21 protein-coding genes are annotated in these 17,714 nt (G+C 32.4%); 2 read left to right on the top strand and 19 right to left on the bottom strand.

The window, feature by feature from the left end; all coding sequences use genetic code 11:
* The first annotated feature begins 51 nt into the window (after positions 1–51).
* Positions 52–1,242, top strand: coding sequence for a M20 metallopeptidase family protein (locus C4N20_RS04160; RefSeq protein ID WP_005980575.1), 1,191 nt, complete (start codon positions 52–54; stop codon positions 1,240–1,242).
* A 135-nt stretch (positions 1,243–1,377) separates the two neighbouring features.
* Complete coding sequence (locus C4N20_RS04165; RefSeq protein WP_005980573.1) at positions 1,378–1,938, top strand: 3'-5' exonuclease; 561 nt, start codon at positions 1,378–1,380, stop codon at positions 1,936–1,938.
* Positions 1,939–1,962: 24 nt separating this feature from the next.
* Here the strand turns inward: C4N20_RS04165 and C4N20_RS04170 are convergent, their stop codons facing one another.
* The 19 genes from C4N20_RS04170 to ylqF form a co-directional block, all read right to left on the bottom strand.
* Positions 1,963–2,349 carry a DUF2752 domain-containing protein gene (locus C4N20_RS04170; protein WP_005980571.1) on the bottom strand — a complete coding sequence of 129 codons (387 nt, stop codon included), beginning with the start codon at positions 2,347–2,349 and terminating at the stop codon, positions 1,963–1,965.
* Positions 2,325–2,657: a DUF4234 domain-containing protein gene (locus tag C4N20_RS04175; RefSeq protein ID WP_005980569.1), complete on the bottom strand. Its 333-nt coding sequence runs from the start codon at positions 2,655–2,657 to the stop codon at positions 2,325–2,327. The genes C4N20_RS04170 and C4N20_RS04175 overlap by 25 nt, the downstream gene beginning before the upstream one ends.
* Positions 2,658–2,873: 216 nt before the next feature.
* Complete coding sequence (proC, locus tag C4N20_RS04180; protein WP_005980567.1) at positions 2,874–3,683, bottom strand: pyrroline-5-carboxylate reductase; 810 nt, start codon at positions 3,681–3,683, stop codon at positions 2,874–2,876.
* A 28-nt stretch (positions 3,684–3,711) separates the two neighbouring features.
* Positions 3,712–4,047: a tRNA-binding protein gene (locus tag C4N20_RS04185; RefSeq protein WP_005980565.1), complete on the bottom strand. Its 336-nt coding sequence runs from the start codon at positions 4,045–4,047 to the stop codon at positions 3,712–3,714.
* 21 nt (positions 4,048–4,068) lie between these two features.
* The gene (locus C4N20_RS04190; RefSeq protein ID WP_005980563.1) at positions 4,069–4,920 is read right to left on the bottom strand and encodes a MurR/RpiR family transcriptional regulator; all 852 of its coding nucleotides are present in this window, start codon (positions 4,918–4,920) and stop codon (positions 4,069–4,071) included.
* Between the two features lie 272 nt (positions 4,921–5,192).
* Positions 5,193–6,470, bottom strand: a complete 1,278-nt coding sequence (locus C4N20_RS04195; protein WP_005980561.1) for a dicarboxylate/amino acid:cation symporter — start codon at positions 6,468–6,470, stop codon at positions 5,193–5,195.
* 327 nt (positions 6,471–6,797) lie between these two features.
* Positions 6,798–7,781 (bottom strand): ketose-bisphosphate aldolase, encoded by a 984-nt coding sequence (locus C4N20_RS04200; protein WP_005980559.1) that lies wholly within the window; start codon positions 7,779–7,781, stop codon positions 6,798–6,800.
* 33 nt (positions 7,782–7,814) lie between these two features.
* Positions 7,815–9,251: a four-carbon acid sugar kinase family protein gene (locus C4N20_RS04205; RefSeq protein ID WP_005980558.1), complete on the bottom strand. Its 1,437-nt coding sequence runs from the start codon at positions 9,249–9,251 to the stop codon at positions 7,815–7,817.
* 11 nt (positions 9,252–9,262) lie between these two features.
* Complete coding sequence (locus tag C4N20_RS04210) at positions 9,263–10,060, bottom strand: beta-keto acid cleavage family enzyme (RefSeq protein ID WP_005980556.1); 798 nt, start codon at positions 10,058–10,060, stop codon at positions 9,263–9,265.
* A 49-nt stretch (positions 10,061–10,109) separates the two neighbouring features.
* Positions 10,110–10,436: a cupin domain-containing protein gene (locus C4N20_RS04215; protein ID WP_005980554.1), complete on the bottom strand. Its 327-nt coding sequence runs from the start codon at positions 10,434–10,436 to the stop codon at positions 10,110–10,112.
* An 83-nt stretch (positions 10,437–10,519) separates the two neighbouring features.
* On the bottom strand, positions 10,520–11,230 hold the full coding sequence (locus tag C4N20_RS04220; protein ID WP_172453941.1) for a FadR/GntR family transcriptional regulator: 711 nt from the start codon (positions 11,228–11,230) through the stop codon (positions 10,520–10,522).
* Between the two features lie 71 nt (positions 11,231–11,301).
* Entirely contained in the window at positions 11,302–12,567 is a 1,266-nt protein-coding gene (locus C4N20_RS04225; RefSeq protein WP_005980550.1) for a TRAP transporter large permease, read from the bottom strand.
* 4 nt (positions 12,568–12,571) lie between these two features.
* Complete coding sequence (locus C4N20_RS04230; RefSeq protein WP_005980548.1) at positions 12,572–13,081, bottom strand: TRAP transporter small permease; 510 nt, start codon at positions 13,079–13,081, stop codon at positions 12,572–12,574.
* Between the two features lie 18 nt (positions 13,082–13,099).
* Complete coding sequence (locus tag C4N20_RS04235; RefSeq protein ID WP_005980546.1) at positions 13,100–14,113, bottom strand: DctP family TRAP transporter solute-binding subunit; 1,014 nt, start codon at positions 14,111–14,113, stop codon at positions 13,100–13,102.
* 30 nt (positions 14,114–14,143) lie between these two features.
* Positions 14,144–14,818, bottom strand: coding sequence for an aspartate/glutamate racemase family protein (locus tag C4N20_RS04240; protein ID WP_005980544.1), 675 nt, complete (start codon positions 14,816–14,818; stop codon positions 14,144–14,146).
* Positions 14,819–15,109: 291 nt separating this feature from the next.
* On the bottom strand, positions 15,110–15,535 hold the full coding sequence (locus C4N20_RS04245) for an NfeD family protein (RefSeq protein ID WP_005980543.1): 426 nt from the start codon (positions 15,533–15,535) through the stop codon (positions 15,110–15,112).
* Positions 15,536–15,546: 11 nt separating this feature from the next.
* Positions 15,547–15,978, bottom strand: a complete 432-nt coding sequence (locus C4N20_RS04250; RefSeq protein ID WP_005980541.1) for a hypothetical protein — start codon at positions 15,976–15,978, stop codon at positions 15,547–15,549.
* A gap of 33 nt (positions 15,979–16,011) precedes the next feature.
* The gene (locus C4N20_RS04255; RefSeq protein WP_005980538.1) at positions 16,012–16,833 is read right to left on the bottom strand and encodes an NAD+ synthase; all 822 of its coding nucleotides are present in this window, start codon (positions 16,831–16,833) and stop codon (positions 16,012–16,014) included.
* Between the two features lie 10 nt (positions 16,834–16,843).
* On the bottom strand, positions 16,844–17,707 hold the full coding sequence (ylqF, locus tag C4N20_RS04260) for a ribosome biogenesis GTPase YlqF (RefSeq protein WP_005980536.1): 864 nt from the start codon (positions 17,705–17,707) through the stop codon (positions 16,844–16,846).
* Positions 17,708–17,714 lie beyond the last annotated feature (7 nt).

The raw sequence follows: 17,714 nt of genomic DNA on the forward strand, positions 1-17,714 counted from the left end.
CACAGCTCTCATAGCTGTGATTTTTTTATTACATAACTTGGAGGTTAGGAAATGAATTTGAAAAATATTTTTTTTGATGGTATAGAAAATTCTGAACAATGGTTCATAAGTGTGAGAAGAGAGCTTCATGAGCATCCTGAACTGGACTTTGATCTGCCGGAAACTACTGGTATAATATGCAGATATCTTGATGAAATTGGAATTCCATACAAGACAGGTATCGGAAAAAGTGGTATAGTTGCTGATCTTACAGGGAAAAACAGTAATATTACCATAGCATTGAGAGCTGATATTGATGCTCTTCCAATTCTCGAAAATACAGGTTGTGAATATTCATCAAAAAACACTGGAAAAATGCATGCATGCAGTCATGATGTTCATACATCCATTCTTTTAGGTACTGCTAAAATTTTAGCTGATAAAAAAGAAGAACTTCCATGTAATGTGAGATTTATATTCCAGCCTGCTGAGGAAACTACTGGAGGAGCTGTTCCAATGATAGAAGATGGTGTACTTGAAGGGGTAAATTGTATATTTGGACTCCATGTAGATCCTTCTACAGAATCAGGGAAAATAGCTGTTAAATATGGAGCAATGAATGCCTCGGCTACAGATGTAAATATTAAAATTACAGGAAAAAGCTGTCATGGTGCATATCCAAGTGGAGGAGTAGATGCAGTAGTTACAGCTGCTTATGTCATTACAGCATTGCAGAGTATTGTGAGCCGAAATATTGATTCAAGAGATTCTCTTGTATTGACTTTTGGAACTATGCAGAGTGGTACAAAAGAAAATATTGTAGCTCAGGAAGCTTTTTGCTGTGGTACTATGAGAAGTCTTTCAAACTCTGTAAGAGATAAGGCTAAAAAAAGAGTAAATACTATAGTTGAATTGGTAAGTGCTGCCTATGAAGCTAAAGGAGAGGTTTTCTATCGTGACAGTTACAATGCTCTTATTAACCACAATGAGTATATTGATTTGGTTAAATCTAATGGTGAAAATATTCTTGGAATAGACAAGGTAAAAGTAAAAGAACTTCCTGATATGGGAGTAGAGGACTTTGCATATTTCCTTGAAAAAATTCCTGGTGCTTTTTTTAATTTAGGCGTTGGAAACAGAGAGAAGAAAATCACTGCTCCTCTTCATAATGATAAGTTTAATATTGATGAGTCAGCTTTAATTATTGGAGTAAAAATGCAGATAGCTAATATTCTTTCAGCTTATGAAAAATTAAATAAATAGAAAAATTAATTTTTTTAGAAATTGATATTCTTTTTATACAACTCTCTCTTTATTATAAGTTTTTTATAGGAAATATTTGTGATATAATAATTACAAGATAAGACATTAAATAAATATTTTTAAGGGAGATTTTTTATGAAGATACTTTTTGTAGATACAGAAACTGGAGGAATAACTGAAAGATCAGCACTTATTCAACTCTCAGGAATAGTACAGATAGGAAAAGAAGTTGCAGAAGAATTTAATTTCTATATAAAGCCCTTTCCAGGTTCAGAAGTCACAGATGAAGCTTTAAAGATTCAAGGAAGAACCAGAGAAGAAGTTGAAACATACGATTCTGAAGAAGAAGTCTTCATAAAATTTATGAAAATTTTAAATAAACATATTGATAAATACAACAAAGAGGATAAGTTTCTTGTGGGAGGCTATAATGTCAGATTTGATATAGATGTTATAAACAGGTTTCTAAAGAGAAATGGAGAAAAATATCTTTTCAGCTATATTCAGGCAACAACACTGGATCCACTTCAATGGATTGCAGCATTGCAGCTTTTGAAAAAAATTCCTGTACTTAAAGATAACAAGCTTGAAACTTGGTGCAATCATTTTGGAATAGAATTGAAAGCTCATGATTCTTTAGAAGATATTAAGGCAACAAAAGCTCTTACTAAAAAAATGATGTTATTAATGAGATAAAAATAAAAAGGGGGAACCCCCTTTTTATTTTATAATATTTTTTATTGCATTAAATACTCTTACATATACAGCTCTATTATTAAATTTCATAGGCTCAATGTCTGGAAAATAAAGGTACATTCTCACTATCCATACTCCTATAAAAATTATTCCAAGAAGATATATAATCTTTTTATTCTTATACCCAAGTAAAATAAATGGCACACTCCAGAAAAGAGGGTGATAATAAAATGCTCCTCTTATATCTAAATGAGCAAGGGACATATAGGCTCTTGTCATTCCACATGCTGGACATGGTATTCCAAATATATTGATAAAGAGGCATATGCTTTTATTGAAAAAAACTACCACTAAAAAACTTATAACTGCTCCAATTAATATTACTCCTATAAGTTCTCTATTTTTGGACATAATTCATTTTCCTGATGCTGGATAAGAGCCATTGCTATTATTCCAAAACCAAAAAGACTTAAAAGAAGATAAGCTATACCTTCATTTTTTCCTCCTGCTTTTTCTATCTCTTCTCCCATTCTATATATCCATACGAAATAATATATTCCACATGTAATTATGCTTAAAAATATCATCATCCAACCATTTTTTTCTTTCCCATTATGTTCAGCAAAATCATTATTAAGATTTACATTCCAAAATAAACTGTAAATTCCACAAGTTACAAATGTTAAAATTATGCACAAAGCTATGTTTCTATTTTTCACTTTTTCTCTCCTTTTTCTAGTTTTATATTCTAGTATATCGTGTATTCTCAAGGGTTGTCAAATTATTATTTAATGGAATTATTTCCTTCCAAAGCTATAACTCCTATTTTATATCTATATTCCTTCAGATTACCTCTGTTTTTTCTGATAAATCAAAAAGATGGACAAAAGAATTCTTTCTCAGACCTTCTTTTTTATCCATCCTTTTATATAAAACTATTTGTCTTTTTTGCTCATCTCTTTAGATTTGTTTATAGTTTCTATAACTGCTTTAATTATAGCCCCTCTAAATCCATTCTCCTCTAAAGATTTTACCCCAACTATAGTAGTTCCTCCTGGAGAACATACATTGTCCTTTAATTCTCCTGGATGTTTTCCACTTTCAAGAAAAAGCTTTCCACATCCTATAAGAGTCTGTCCTACAAGTTTATAAGCTGCTGCTCTAGGAAGTCCTTCCAATACTGCTGCATCTGCAAGAGCTTCTATAAACATAAACATAAATGCTGGAGATGACCCCGATGCTCCTATTACAGCATCAAAAAGTTCCTCTTTAATCTCTATTGCCATTCCAATTTTTTCAAAAAGTTCCTTAAAGAAATCTTTTTCTTCATCTTCAAGATTCTCATTGAATGAATAAGCTATACATCCTTCCTGTACCATCAATGGAAGGTTAGGCATAGTTCTTACTATTTTGCTGTTTCTATTTTCTGTTTCTTCAAGAATATCTTCCATAGTTATTCCCGGTGCCATTGCTACTAATATTTTGCTGCTGTTGATACTATCTTTGATTTCATCAATTACATCAAAGTAAATATTAGGTTTTACAGCAAGAAAAATTATATCACTGTTGTGAATTACATCAAGATCACTTTCTAGAGACTTCACTCCATACTTATTTTCTATCTCTTTTCCTCTTGCTAAATCATAAACACTTATATCACTTATTTCAACCATGAGAGAATTGATTATTCCTTTCAGAAAAGCTTCTCCCATATTTCCGCAGCCGATAAATCCTACTCTTTTCATTTTCATCTCTCCTATTTTATGTATAAAATTAAACTATTTTAGTTCCCAGTTCAATTTCCTTCTCTGGTGTCAAAAGGATACTTTCTGATGCATCTTCTGTTTCTGCACATAAAAGCATGCATTGAGAAAGTTCTCCTCTCATTTTTGCAGGTTCAAGATTTACTAAAACAACTACTACTTTTCCTAAAAGTTCTTCCTGAGTGTAATAATCTACAAGACTTGTAACAGTTTGGACAGTATTTTCTCTTCCAATATCTATTTGTACTTTATACAATTTATCAGCAGTAGGTACTTTTTCCACATGAACTATTTTTCCAACTCTCATTTCAAGTTTAGCAAAATCTGAATATTTGATTGTCTCCATATCTCATCCCCCACAAATATACTATTTATCTATATATATATTAAATCTGTCAGTGATTTCCTTTAATTTGTCAAATCTATTCATAACATTTTCTTTGTCTTCCATTCCAAGCTTTACTAGAAGGGCATTTATTAAAACTATTCCTGGAACAAAAGTATATGCTTTTTCACCATTTTTAGTAGTCAGTACAAGATCAGATATATTTCCCAGTGTTGAATCTTTTTTATCTGTTACTGTAATTACTTTATTTCCATGTTCCTTGAAGAAGTCTGTTACTTGACATGTAAAATTTGTATATGGATGGAAAGAAATTGTAAACAGTAAATCTTCCTTTTGTGAATAAAGAAGTTTATCAGTAAAATCAGATGCACCTGATATCATCAATTCTACTCCCTCTCTAAATTCTTTCAGCATAAAATAAAGATAATATGCAAGAGCATATGATCCTCTAGCCCCTAATACATATAGTTTTCTACTGCTCTTTATCCATTCTACAGCCTGATCTAAAGATTTTTCCAATTCTACTATATCCATTTCCTGAAGAAGCTCTATATTAGTATCAATAATATCTTTGATTATATTACTTCCAGTAGCTGCCTCTCCTATACTATTTTTAAGACCTTTCATATATGATGTCTCTTTTTCTACTTCCTTTTGGAATATCTTTTGAAAATCCGGATATCCCTTAAACCCAAGATTTTTTGAAAATCTTGTGATAGTAGCCGGACTTGTTTCTGTTTCTATTGCTAATTGATTTATTGAAATGAAAGATATTATACTTTGATTATATTTGATATAATCAGCTATTTTCTTAAAACTTTTACTGAAGCTTTCATAATTTCCATCCAAATAATTTAGTATTTTTTTCTTCATAGTTTTTCCCCTCTTATTTAAATGATTTTATTTTAATTATAAACTATAATTTATATAAAAGCAAAGTAAAATATTATAATTTTTTCACAAACTTAGGTAATTTACCTTTCATTTTTTCTAAGTTTTTTATACATATCAGTCTAATACCAAAAGAAGTACAAAAACTCTTTATAATTTCTTATTAATTTTTTAAATAAATATTTAAAATAAAAAACAGATAGCTCTTAAATAGAAATATAAATTTCTGGCTGCCTGTCCTAGATAATTTTTATTTATGCTTTTGCCTTTTCAAATTTCTGAGCCTCTGCTCCCTCTAAAATTTCTCCTTCACTTTTAGCAATTACTAAAGTACACACAGCATCTCCAGTAACATTTACAGTCGTTCTGAACATGTCCACAAATCTATCTATTCCCATTACAAGACCAATTCCTTCTAGAGGAAGTCCTACCTGCACAAGAACCATTCCAAGCATGATTACCCCTACACCAGGAACTCCAGCTGTTCCTATAGAAGCAAGAGTTGCTGTCAGTATTATAGTTATATAATTTCCCATTGTTAAATCAATGCCATATATCTGAGCTATAAATATTGTAGCCACTCCCTGCATAACTGCTGTTCCATCCATGTTGATTGTATTCCCAAGAGGAATAGTGAAAGATGAAATACTCTTAGATACTCCAAATCCTTCCTGCATACATTTCAAAGAAGATGGAAGACATGCACTGCTTGATGCTGTAGAAAATGCTACCATCATTGTTGGAGAGAATTTTTTAAAGAATTTTATTGGGTTGTATTTTCCTATTAACACAAGTATTCCTTGATAAGTAACCAAACAATGTACAAGAAGAATTATAACAACACCTATGAAATATTTAAATAATGGAAGTATAGCTGAATATCCCATAGTGGCAAAAGTTTTAGAAATCAGCCCATATACCCCCAATGGAGCAAAGAGCATTATTATTTCAACAAGTTTTAAACTTATATTATTTCCTTCTTCAAATAGTTTTTTTATTCCAGCTGCCTTTTCTCCAAGAAGCGATAATGCTACTCCTAAAAGAATTGCAAATACTATTATCTGAAGCATATTTCCTGTTGCCAAAGCTTCAACTGGGTTTATAGGAATCATATCTAAAAGTATATCTACAAATGGTTTGCTCTCAGCAACTTTTACTGACCCTACTGCTATATCTGATACTCTTACACCAAGCCCAGGATTTATTATATTTCCTCCTATCAGTGCCAGAGTTACTGCTGCTGCTGTAGTTCCAAGATAAAAAGTAAGAGTTTTTATTCCTACTCTTCCCAGCTTAGTTATATCTTCTATCCCTGCTGCTCCCACTACAAGAGAGCAAAGAACTAGAGGTACCACTACCATTCTGATTGCTCTTACAAATCCGTTTCCTAAAAAGTGAAATAAAAATCCTATCAAATATGTTTTAACAAAAGCATTTTCCCTCATTGGGTAAAGAATCAGCCCTGTTGCCATTCCTAACAGAAGTGCTATAAATATTTTGTTGGTTAAACTTATTGTTTTGGTACTTTTCATAAAATTCCTCCAGATATATTTAAAATTATTTTTTATTTTTATTTTTTTAGAAAATTTTATTTTAAAAACATTTTAATTATACTACATATTTTCTTTTTTTCAAGTATTTTTTAAATTTTTTTTTCTTTTACGATGAAAATAAAATTATTTTATCATTAAAAATAAAAAAATTACACCTTAATTTTAGCTGTAATATATTTTAGTTATTTTATTTTTATAGATTTTGGTGAAACTTTTGCTCAAACTATCCTATTATAAATACAAAAATCCCCAATAATTGCATATCGGGGATTTTTTAATTTTATTCTTTTTTATGTGAAAAATTTTTTATACTATTGTTGATTTCTTATATGCCCCTTCAGAGCCAAATACATTGATAATTTTAGTTTTGTAATAGGCTTTCATTTCTTCTTTAGCTGCTCCTAAATATTTTTTCAAATCAAATTCTTCTGGTTTTTCTGCTAAAGCTTTTCTCAATGCTCCTGTAAAAGCTAGAGAACCATCTGTACTGACATTAATTTTAGCAACAGCTGATCTTGTAGCTTTTCTTAATTCTGTATCTGGTATTCCAATAGCATCTTTTATTATTCCTCCATATTGTTTTATCATTTCAATATATTGCTTTGGTACTGCTGAAGAACCATGAAGAACTATTGGAAATCCTGGTATCTTTCTTTCAATTTCTGCCAATACCTCTAACTTTAATTTGGGATCATCTCCTGGTTTAAACTTATGAGCTCCATGAGAAGTTCCTATGGCGATGGCAAGAGAATCAACTCCTGTTTGTTTAACAAAATTTTCTACTTCCTCAGGTCTTGTAAATTCATGTTTTTCTACTTTCTTTCCCTCTTCTACTCCTGCTAATACCCCAAGTTCAGCTTCTACTGTGACATTTTTTAAATGAGCATACTCTACAATTTCCTTTGTTTTAGCTATATTTTCATCAAAGGGATAATGAGATCCGTCAAACATTACAGATGAAAAACCAATATCTATACATTTTTTAGTCATTTCAAAGTTTGAACCATGATCTAAATGCAATGCTACTGGAATCTCTGACCCTGATGCTTTTACATAGTCCACTGCCCCTTTTGCTATCAAGGGTATCATTGTTGCTCCTATATATTCTATAACCTCTTTTGAACATTGAAGTATCACTGGCGACCCTGTTTCTGCACAAGCTTCTATTATTGCCAAAGCCTGTTCTAAATTATTAAAATTGAAAGCTGGAACTGCATATCCATTTTCATTAGCTTTCTTAAACATCTCTCTAGTGTTTACCAGCCCTAATTCTTTATAATTATAAGACATTTCCCCTCCTGATTAAATAATTTAGCAATCTTTCTATTTTCTATTTAATAAAATTTCCACAGCTTCTTTTAATGTTGTTACTTCTCCTACATTTCCCGGAAAAATAATATATGGTATCATTGGGAATTTGCTCTCTGCTCCTGTCTGCCAAACTGGTATTCCTGGACATATCTGCCCCAGCACATTAGCTTTTCTTACTTGAAGAGCCTTTGTTCCCACATCACTGGAAGTTATTCCCCCTTTTGCTATTACAAAAGCTGGAGTTACTTTAAGTTTTCCAACTAAAGACTGCACTGCATCAGAAATTTTTACAGAACGTATAAGAGCATCTTCCTTAGTGTCATTTTCCACAACAAGCAATTTTCTTTTTGTATATACTACAACTGTTTTTCCAGAAGATATCAACTCTTCCTCAGTTTTTAGTGTATTCTCTATCTCTTTTTGAAAAGCTGCTTCATCTAGTACCAGATCAGAATCAAATTCCATAAAAACAAGATCCTTCAATTTTTTCAATTCCTCTACCTGACTTGTTGTTTTTTGAGTATGTGAACCAACTACAATTATTCCTCCATTTTTTGTTTCTTTAACTACCATATCTTTTCTTGTAAGAAGAGGTTGATCAGAAATTCCACCAATAACTTTAACAATCGCTGCTGCTACACGAAACATGAAATTCTTCCCTTGTTCCATTGCTTTATACAAAGCTATTACAAAAACTTTTAAGTCGCAGTAGTCCACTGCATTGACTACCACTTTTCCAAAATTTTCCACTTTTAATAGCTTTTCTGTTATTTCATCAATTTTAATTCCACGAAGTTCTTCCAAAGAAATACAAGTTACTTCATCAGCCTGATACTTTCCTTCTGTTTTTTCCTCAATATATTCACATAAATTTGAAGATGTATATCCAAATGTTTTATCCTTAGAAAATTCTGTCTGCCCTGCTGGTACTAAAAGATTTTCATTTTTAACATAGTGAATATTTCCTATGGTAAATCTTCCTCCCTCTTTAAAAAATGGACACATAATCTCACCATCTACATGTTTTGCCTCATCGGCTTCAAACCCTTTACGAAGCAGTTCTGTTTCTAAGGGATAATGCCCTCTTAAAGTGGAGTCTCCTCTACTTATAATCATATATTCTTTCTTAGTTTCTTTAGAAATCTTATTTACATTCTGAATTATCTCTGTATGACATTTTGTAGTCTGCTCCACAGTAAATCCTCTGGAATTAGTTAATATATAGAAGAGTTTCCCAGCTTCATTAAATCCTTCACGAATACTCTCTTCTGACCAGTCTGTATATACAGACACATCATGCACTGTCTGTACTCCAGTAGGATCATCATCTAAAACAATGATTTTTTTCTCATTTTTTTCTACGCATTCTAAAAGCTCTTTATTTAGTTCTTCTTCATTCATTGATTTGTATGAGTCTAATATTTCAATCCCCAGTGCAATCTCTTTCATTCTTTTTCCCCCTACATATTCAGCATTTTTCTTGCTTCATCTGGCGTCATTGCTTCCTTATCCATTGCATGAAGAAGTTTCACTACTTTTTCTACCAATGGAACATTCGTATCTACTCTAGTTTCTGGATCTAAATAGTCGCTGTCTTCAAAACCAATACGTACTGTCTTAGCTCCCAGTCCAAGAGCCCCTGCTATAATTCCAAAATCTTTTCTATGAGCATGTGTAATTCCCCATATTGCATCCTTAGGAATAAAATTTACCATTGCCATTAAAGCTTCTGGTGTTCCTGGAGCTTCCCCAGGATGACCAAGTACGACACTGAATAAAAGCGGCATCTTCATATTATATTCTTTGCAAAGCTCTGTTGTTTGATGTGTATGTCCTATCTCAAATACTTCTATCTCTGGTGTTTTACCTGTTTTTATAATTTCTTCTATACAATATTTTACCTCTGGAATAGGGTTGCAGTAAACTGCATTTCCAAGATTTGTAGATCCTACATTTAAAGAACAAGCTTCAACTTTATCATAGTATAAAGGGGCGCAACGTTCCTCTATAGTGAGATTAGATATTCCACCAGTTGATGCTTGAATAATAATATCTGATTCAGCTCTTATTAATTCTACTGTCTCTTTCAATACAGTAAGATCAGGTGTCAAACTTCCATCTTTCTCACGTACATGAAGGTGAACCATTGCTGCTCCTGCCTTTGCACATTCAATTACATCTTTTGCTATTTTTTTTGGATCTATATGTTTATCCGCAGCGGAAACTGGTGCCACAGAAATTAATACTTTATTTGTCATTTTTTCCTCCTGATCAATTTTTATTCATATAATACTTGAGCTATTACTACTAAGGGTTCCTCTCCCTCGCACGCGCTATACTGTGAGTATCTCCTGGCATTGCTCCGATAATATCTCCAGCTTCTAAATGCTGTATTTCTCCATTGACAATATGTGTAGCTTTCCCTGATACTACCACCATTGTTTCCATTTCTTTTTCATGAGTATGCATTCCTATACTTACTCCTGAATTAAGTGTATGACGTACGTATGCTCTCCCTTTTCCCAGCATTTCATCTGGAGCATTTAAAAGTTTTTCCATCATTACAATTCCTTCTCCACCCATACAATGTTCTATTGGTACAGGTTTTATTTCTTTTGCTTTTCTATAAATCATAATATTCTCCTCTATCCCAAAAATAAAAGCGGACTTCAAGTTAAAGCCCGCTTTCCAGGCCGCATTATTTTCGCGGCTATTTTTTATTTTTCCCAGTATTTATAGTGTTTTTCAACTATTTCATGAATTTTTTCTGCTTGTTTTTCTCTGAACATTTCAATTATTTCTCTATGAAGTGCTATAAAGTCTTCTTGATGCCCATGATCTAAAATATATTCATTTGCAACTATACGACTGGATTTTGTGATTTTATCTACATAATATCCTATGCTTTCCAGAAGACGATTATCTAATATTCCTACAATAACTGCATGGAATTTTACATCAGCTTCAAACATTTCCTGTGATGATGGAGTCTCTTTATTAATCTTTTCCTCCATCTTTGCCAGTTCATCTTCCAGCTGTTTGAAATCTTCTTTAGTCATTCTTTTCATAGCTTCCTGAAAAATTCCCACATCAATTACTTTTCTCAGTTCTACTATCTGCTCTTTAGAATCTTTTTGTAAAATAATTCCATACAAGATTGGATACAGCATCTTATCATCATAACCTTGGCGTATATATGTTCCATCTGCACGTCTTATTTCCAAAACTCCATAAGCTTCTAAAACTTTTATTGCTTCACGTACAGAATTTCTTCCTACACCAAATGATTCACACAGCTCCACTTCAGTAGGGATTTTATCTCCAGGTTTCAATTCTCCATTAATAATTGCATTTGTAATTTGATCAGTTATCCGTTCCACCACTGACTTATTAGCTAATGAAACTGACATAAATTTATTCTCTTTCATTATTATTACTACCCCTTCTATATAACATGCCTATAGTTAAGTATATAACAAACTTAATTTTTGTGCAATTATTATATTAAACATGTTGTCAGCCAAGGAACAAATGTAATAATTAAAAGTGCTACTAAAGACATTATTAACAATGGAACCATCTTACGACAAATTACTTCAAATTTGACCTTACCTATATCAGCCGCGACATAAAGATTTGGTCCTACTGGAGGTGTAACCTGTCCAATTGATAAGTTCAATACTAAAATTACTCCTAAATGAACTAGATTAATATCTAATGCTCTTGCTATTGGAAGAATTATTGGTACAATTATGTAAAGTGCACTTGTGTTATCCATAACACATCCTGCCATTAAGAATACAACGTTTATTATTAGAAGCATTACATATTTATTTGTTGTAAATCCTATTGCCAATTCTGTTAATTGAGTTGCAATTCCCTGTTGTGTCAATATCCAAGAGAAAATTCCTGCATTCATTATAATCAACAGAATAATTCCAGTAGTTTTTGCTGTACTGAATAATGTTTCTCTTAAAGCTCCAAAAGTTAGTTCTTTATATACGAATTTTCCTACAATAAAACTATATATTACAGCTACTGCTGCTGCTTCTGTTGGTGTAAAGAAACCAGAGTAGATACCACCTAGCACAATAACTGGACTTAAAAATCCTGGCAGTGTTCCCCAGAAAATCTTCATAATTTCCTGTCTAGTTGCTTTTGGCTTATCCCCTTTCCAGCCATTCTTTTTAGAATAGATAAACACAGTCAGACAAAGCATCGCTGCAAATATTATTCCTGGAACTATTCCTGAAAGAAACAGATCACTTATAGATTCCCCTGTAATCATTCCATAGATTATAAATGTAATACTTGGTGGAATTACAGTTCCCAATGACCCCGATATTGCTGATAATGCACTTGAAAATCCTTTATCATATCCCTGCTTTACCATTGCTGGTATTAAAATTGATCCCATTGCAGCTACTGTAGCTGTTCCTGATCCTGATATTGCAGCAAAGAACAAAGCACTTATAACTGCTACATACCCAAGACCTCCATGAATAGGACCCATCATACTATCTGCAAGATTAATAAGCCTTTTTGAAATTCCTCCTTTGTCCATCAATACTCCTGCCAGTACAAATAATGGAATTGTAAGCAGTGAGAATTTCTGTACAGTTGCCTGCATCATTGAAGGAATTACTCCTAATGGCGATCCTGTAGCCATCAAAGTCAAAGCACTTGATAGCCCCAAAGAGATAGAGATAGGAATATTTAAAAATATAAAAACCGCTAATGATATAAATAATATTGCTGCTGCCATCTATTTATTCCCCCTTTCTCTTAGCCTGTTCTTCAGGACCTTTACTTATAGCTACCTCATACTGAATCATTCTGATGATAGAAAATACTGCTGATAATGGAATTGCCAGTCCTATCAGCCAGCTTGGCATCTCTAAAACTCCAGTAAGCAGTCCATATTTATATTGTCTATACACCATAACTGTTCCCCAAACGACCCAGATACCATAGTTTGCACAGCAGATAATCAGACGGAACCAGGCATGTACTACTCTTGTGTTTCCTCTAAATTTATCTGTTATATAGGCAAATCCCATATGAGAGTCTGTTTTAAAAGCACTTGCTGCCGCCAGGCAACATACCCATACAAACATTGTTGTTACCAACTCTTGACTGAATGACATATTGAACCAAGTAATTTTACGTGAAAATACATTCATAAATGTTACCACTGCCATTACTACCAGGGCTATGGAACATAAATATTCTTCGAAATTATCCCAAAATTCTTTTAAGAAACCTTGTGATTTACTCATAACAATATCCTCCTCCTATTATTTGCCCTGGAACAAATCGATAACATCTGGTCCTACCACATCTACATACTTAACAAAAATTCCTGCACAGGCTTCTTTAAATTCCTGTCTCTCTTCATCTGTCAATCTTGCAAACTTTGTACCATTCTTTTCCAGATTTTCTATGATTGAAGATTCATTTGCTGCAAGGTAATCATTTCCCCATTGAAGAGCTTCTGCTGCACTTTCTTGAATAATTTTTGCATCTTCAGGTGATAATTTTTCCAATGTCTTATTGCTTATTACCCAAATATTTGTGTCACGAACTCCATCCCACAACAATACATTTGACTGAACCTCAGCAAATTTTGATGAGTTGAAAACTGCAATTGGATTTTCCTGTCCATCAATAGTTTTCTGCTGAAGAGAAGTATATACTTCTGAGAAGTCCATAGCTGTTGGATTTGCCTTAAAGTAATCTCTATACAAGTCTATAAATACATTTGCCCCTGGAACACGAATATTCATTCCTTTTAAATCTTTAGGTGAATGTATCTCTTTATTACTTGAAATCTGTCTAGATCCTGCATTATTTATTCCTAGCATTGTCATTTCCAAATCATTGCACCATTTATTTATTTCATTTTTAGCTCTTTCACTGTTTACAAATCTAACTAGATCCTCTGTTGAATCAAATAGAAATGGAAGCCAGAAAGCATAAAATTTTGGATTATAGTTTGCAATATTTGCTGGTGCACATGCATGAATATCTATATTTCCTGCCTGAACTAATTCAATGGCCTTAGTTAAATCTCCCCCAGAAAGTCCGCAGTTTTGATAAATTTCAATACGAATTCTTCCATCTGATTTTTTATCTACATATTTTTGAAACTCTTTTGCTGTTAAATCACTAATAGATTCTGGCTGTTGTGTATGAGTCATACGAATGATTATTTTCCCATCCTGAGAACTGTCTCCACATCCCATTAAGGAAAAAAGCATTATTCCTGCTGCTGCTATTGAGAAAATCTTTGTTAATTTTTCTTTAAACATTTCTATTTCCTCCTAGTTTTTATTTATTCCCTATTTTATCATTCCTTTTGCTATTAATGCATCTCTCAAAGCTGGAGCTCCATATCTAGGACTTGATGCAACCATTTTACCATATTTTTCTCTGATTATGTCTTCACAATATGCCATAGACCCTTGAGCAAATAGTATAACATCTGCTTCATCAGCTACTTTACCTGCATATTCTGTCATCAATGTTTTAAATTGTTCTTGGTCTAAACCGAATGCTCCGTCTACTAGACAATCTATTAATTCAACATGTTTGTTCATTTCTCTCGCTACACGCTTTATAGTATTTTTTGTAGGTTCAAGTGTTGTAGAAAGCGTTGCCATAACTACAATCTTATTTCCGTTTCTAACTGCATCTCTGCACATTTCTTCATCTATTCTTACAATTGGAATTCCTGTATACTTAGCAACGTCCTGTGCTGAATCTGCTACCTCTCCTACTGAAGAACAAATATTTAAAACTGCATCTGCCCCTGCGCTTACCGCTTCCATATACATCCCTATCAAGCGAGCTGCTGGAGCTGGAGTCACATATCCTGCTGCTCTTACATCTGCTAATATGCTAGGATCCTGATATGATAAAATTTCTGTTCCCTCTGGAAGTACTTTTCCTACTTCTTCCTCTACTAATTCTATTAATTCTGGTGTAGTACTTGTATAAACTAAAGCTACTTTCATATAATCCCCCTGCTTTTTCATCCTTTGTATAACGTAGGATGTTTAATGTTGATAAATGTATTATACTACCTTTTTATTTTTTTGTAAATAGTGTTTTTAAAAAAATATAATTGTACTATTTAAATTCATATAAAACTTTTTTAGCATTAAAATTTTAAAATTATCAAACCTTATCTCCAGGCTATTTTTAGAATACAATTCAAATTAAAATGTTCATTCAATTTAATTATATAAAAAAATGAGAGTGCTATATTAGGATAAATTCCTATTATTTCATCTCTCATTCTTTACTTATTCAATATTGCTTTTGTATTTAACTTTTTCAAGGACAAGTTTTATTCCCTCTATCCTTAGAATTTTTACTTTATCTCCAATTTCTAACTCTTCATCAGACTTTCCAATCCAATGTTTTCCATCAAAATAGATTTCATAGTTTCCATTTGGAGCTATTCCTTTTACTTCAACAACACTTCCAATTATACGGTCTACACTACCATCTTTTCTTTCAAGCATCTTTTTAGAAAATTTTCTAGTTGATGCAAGAAGTACAGCTGATAGTATTACAAAGAAATATCCTTGATATAATCCACTGTCTACTGCCATAGAAAAGAATATGGTAATAGCTGCTGCCAAAGCAAACCAAATAGAAATAAGTCCAGGAACTATAAGTTCCACCACTGCAAAAAACACTGCTCCTGCTAGCCAGTATACTGCCATACGTATCCCCCCTATTCAGCTTTTTGTTGTTCTTCCTCTACACTTTCAGTCTCTTTCTCTTCTACATCTTTTTTAACTTCTTTATCTTTAGTTAAAAGTTTTTCTATTTTCTTTACTCTTCTATCCACTTCATTGATCCTATATTCCAATGAGTTTAAAATCCAAAATTGAAAATGACTTGCTCTCTGTGCTTCATAGAACATCCATATAAGTTTGAATATTCCTAGAAGTACAGCTACTTCTAAAGTTAAAAACAATGTTATCTTTTGAAGTACTACTCCCAAGATAAGAAGAGCTATTATCAATACAACAAACAAAAGGTTTATTATCTTATGTTGTGAATTATTTGCTCCTCCAATTTGCCCAACGATACTTCTGATTCTTTCTTTCTCCTTCTGAAATTCATCTAATTCTTCTCTAAATTGCGCTTCTTTTTTTGGCAATAAAATCACTCCCTCTGTATATAAGATAATTTGCTATACTCCCCAATCTCTAGGATATCTAAATTCCATTCCCATAGTTCTTTTTGATACCTTAGCTATTGTTGGTAGTTTTCTTTTATATTGTGAAAGTTTTATTTTTTTAATTATTTTTTCTACAGTATCTTTTAGAAATCCTTCTTGAATTATCTCTTCTGGAGTCATTCTTTCATCTATAAGTCTGTACAATATTTCATCTGCCATCTTGTATGAAAATCCAAGTTCCTGTTCATCAGTTTGCCCTTCCCAAAGATCAGCACTTGGTTTTTTCTCAATAAGTTCTCTAGGAACTCCCATATGTTTTGATAAGTTCCATACATGAGTCTTGTATAAATCTCCAATAGGATTTACTGCTGAAGCTGAGTCTCCAAATTGTGTACTGTACCCCAGCATTATTTCTGTCTTATTTGAAGTTCCCAGTACTAAAGATTTTTCTTTAGCTGAGTGATCAAAAAGTATAGACATTCTTTCCCTTGCCATTTTATTTCCTTTTCTAAGACTATTCATATCTGGATCTAAAGCAAAGTAAGCATCTACCATAGGTGTTATCTCAATTTTTTTGCTTCTTATTCCAGAAGCTTTTACTACAAGCTCAGCATGTTCTACACTTTCTTTACTTGAAGTTTTATATGGCATCATTATTCCCAAAACATTTTCAGGTCCAAACGCTTTTGCTGCAAGAAATGCTACAAGAGCTGAGTCTATTCCTCCAGACAAGCCTAATACCACTTTATTAAACCCTACTTTTCCTACTTCTTCCCTCAAAAAATTGACTAGTGTTTCCTCTAAAACATTCAAGTCTATATTTAGTTTTTCCATTATTCCTCCATTACTTGTCCAAACCAAATTTGCTCAATCTACAGTTTCTGTAATCTCTAAGGACTGTATATGCTGCCTGCTGTATATTAAGACTTTCCCCTTTATTGAACATTTTATTTCTAAGTGCTATCTTTTCAAGAATTTCTCCCATGATCTCACTTTTATCCTCATCTAAAAGTTTATATCTTTCTTTAAGAATATTCCATAATCCATATTTAATCATTTTTGAAATCAAAATACAAGAAATATCTTCTATAGGAAGTATTTCATCTCTGATTGCTCCAGTTATTGCCAGATTTTGCCCTACTTCATCACTTTCAAATTTAGGCCATAAAATTCCTGGAGTATCTAACAGCTCCAATCCCTCTTTTATTCTTACCCATTGTTTTCCTTTAGTGAAGCCTGGCTTATTTCCAACTCCAGCACTGCTTTTTCCAACAATTCTATTAATAAGTCTAGATTTCCCAACATTTGGTATACCTACTACCATCAGTCTTGTATTTACTTTTCTCAAACCTTTAGCTTTCATTTTTTCTTTTTTTTCAGCTGATACTTTATCTATAATAGAATAAAGTGCTTTTATATTAAAACCTGTTTCAGCACTTATTTCAAGAACTTCATCAGCCAGATTATTTTCTTTAAAATATTTTTTCCAGTATAATATTTCTGATTTTTCTACAAGATCAGATTTATTTAAAACTATAACTCTTTTCTTATTTTTAGCAAAAACTGAGATATCTGGATTTTTACTAGACAGAGGTATTCTTGCATCTACCACTTCTAAAACGATATCTATCAGCTGCATATTTTCTTTTATCAGGTCTTTTGTTTTTTTCATATGACCTGGATACCAGTTTATTTTTGTCATTGACATGATTTAC

It is taken from the genome of Fusobacterium ulcerans (genome assembly GCF_003019675.1).
In the GTDB taxonomy this organism is placed as follows: domain Bacteria; phylum Fusobacteriota; class Fusobacteriia; order Fusobacteriales; family Fusobacteriaceae; genus Fusobacterium_A; species Fusobacterium_A ulcerans.

What these genes read in the sequence shown, in the direction of transcription:
- C4N20_RS04160 (WP_005980575.1), top strand. Translation starts at nt 52, where the DNA reads ATGAATTTGAAAAATATTTTTTTTGATGGTATAGAAAATTCTGAACAA.
- C4N20_RS04165 (WP_005980573.1), top strand. Translation starts at nt 1,378, where the DNA reads ATGAAGATACTTTTTGTAGATACAGAAACTGGAGGAATAACTGAAAGA.
- C4N20_RS04170 (WP_005980571.1), bottom strand. Translation starts at nt 2,349, where the DNA reads ATGTCCAAAAATAGAGAACTTATAGGAGTAATATTAATTGGAGCAGTT.
- proC (WP_005980567.1), bottom strand. Translation starts at nt 3,683, where the DNA reads ATGAAAAGAGTAGGATTTATCGGCTGCGGAAATATGGGAGAAGCTTTT.
- C4N20_RS04185 (WP_005980565.1), bottom strand. Translation starts at nt 4,047, where the DNA reads ATGGAGACAATCAAATATTCAGATTTTGCTAAACTTGAAATGAGAGTT.
- C4N20_RS04190 (WP_005980563.1), bottom strand. Translation starts at nt 4,920, where the DNA reads ATGAAGAAAAAAATACTAAATTATTTGGATGGAAATTATGAAAGCTTC.
- C4N20_RS04195 (WP_005980561.1), bottom strand. Translation starts at nt 6,470, where the DNA reads ATGAAAAGTACCAAAACAATAAGTTTAACCAACAAAATATTTATAGCA.
- C4N20_RS04200 (WP_005980559.1), bottom strand. Translation starts at nt 7,781, where the DNA reads ATGTCTTATAATTATAAAGAATTAGGGCTGGTAAACACTAGAGAGATG.
- C4N20_RS04205 (WP_005980558.1), bottom strand. Translation starts at nt 9,251, where the DNA reads ATGAAAGAGATTGCACTGGGGATTGAAATATTAGACTCATACAAATCA.
- C4N20_RS04210 (WP_005980556.1), bottom strand. Translation starts at nt 10,060, where the DNA reads ATGACAAATAAAGTATTAATTTCTGTGGCACCAGTTTCCGCTGCGGAT.
- C4N20_RS04215 (WP_005980554.1), bottom strand. Translation starts at nt 10,436, where the DNA reads ATGATTTATAGAAAAGCAAAAGAAATAAAACCTGTACCAATAGAACAT.
- C4N20_RS04220 (WP_172453941.1), bottom strand. Translation starts at nt 11,230, where the DNA reads ATGAAAGAGAATAAATTTATGTCAGTTTCATTAGCTAATAAGTCAGTG.
- C4N20_RS04225 (WP_005980550.1), bottom strand. Translation starts at nt 12,567, where the DNA reads ATGGCAGCAGCAATATTATTTATATCATTAGCGGTTTTTATATTTTTA.
- C4N20_RS04230 (WP_005980548.1), bottom strand. Translation starts at nt 13,081, where the DNA reads ATGAGTAAATCACAAGGTTTCTTAAAAGAATTTTGGGATAATTTCGAA.
- C4N20_RS04235 (WP_005980546.1), bottom strand. Translation starts at nt 14,113, where the DNA reads ATGTTTAAAGAAAAATTAACAAAGATTTTCTCAATAGCAGCAGCAGGA.
- C4N20_RS04240 (WP_005980544.1), bottom strand. Translation starts at nt 14,818, where the DNA reads ATGAAAGTAGCTTTAGTTTATACAAGTACTACACCAGAATTAATAGAA.
- C4N20_RS04245 (WP_005980543.1), bottom strand. Translation starts at nt 15,535, where the DNA reads ATGGCAGTATACTGGCTAGCAGGAGCAGTGTTTTTTGCAGTGGTGGAA.
- C4N20_RS04255 (WP_005980538.1), bottom strand. Translation starts at nt 16,833, where the DNA reads ATGGAAAAACTAAATATAGACTTGAATGTTTTAGAGGAAACACTAGTC.
- ylqF (WP_005980536.1), bottom strand. Translation starts at nt 17,707, where the DNA reads ATGTCAATGACAAAAATAAACTGGTATCCAGGTCATATGAAAAAAACA.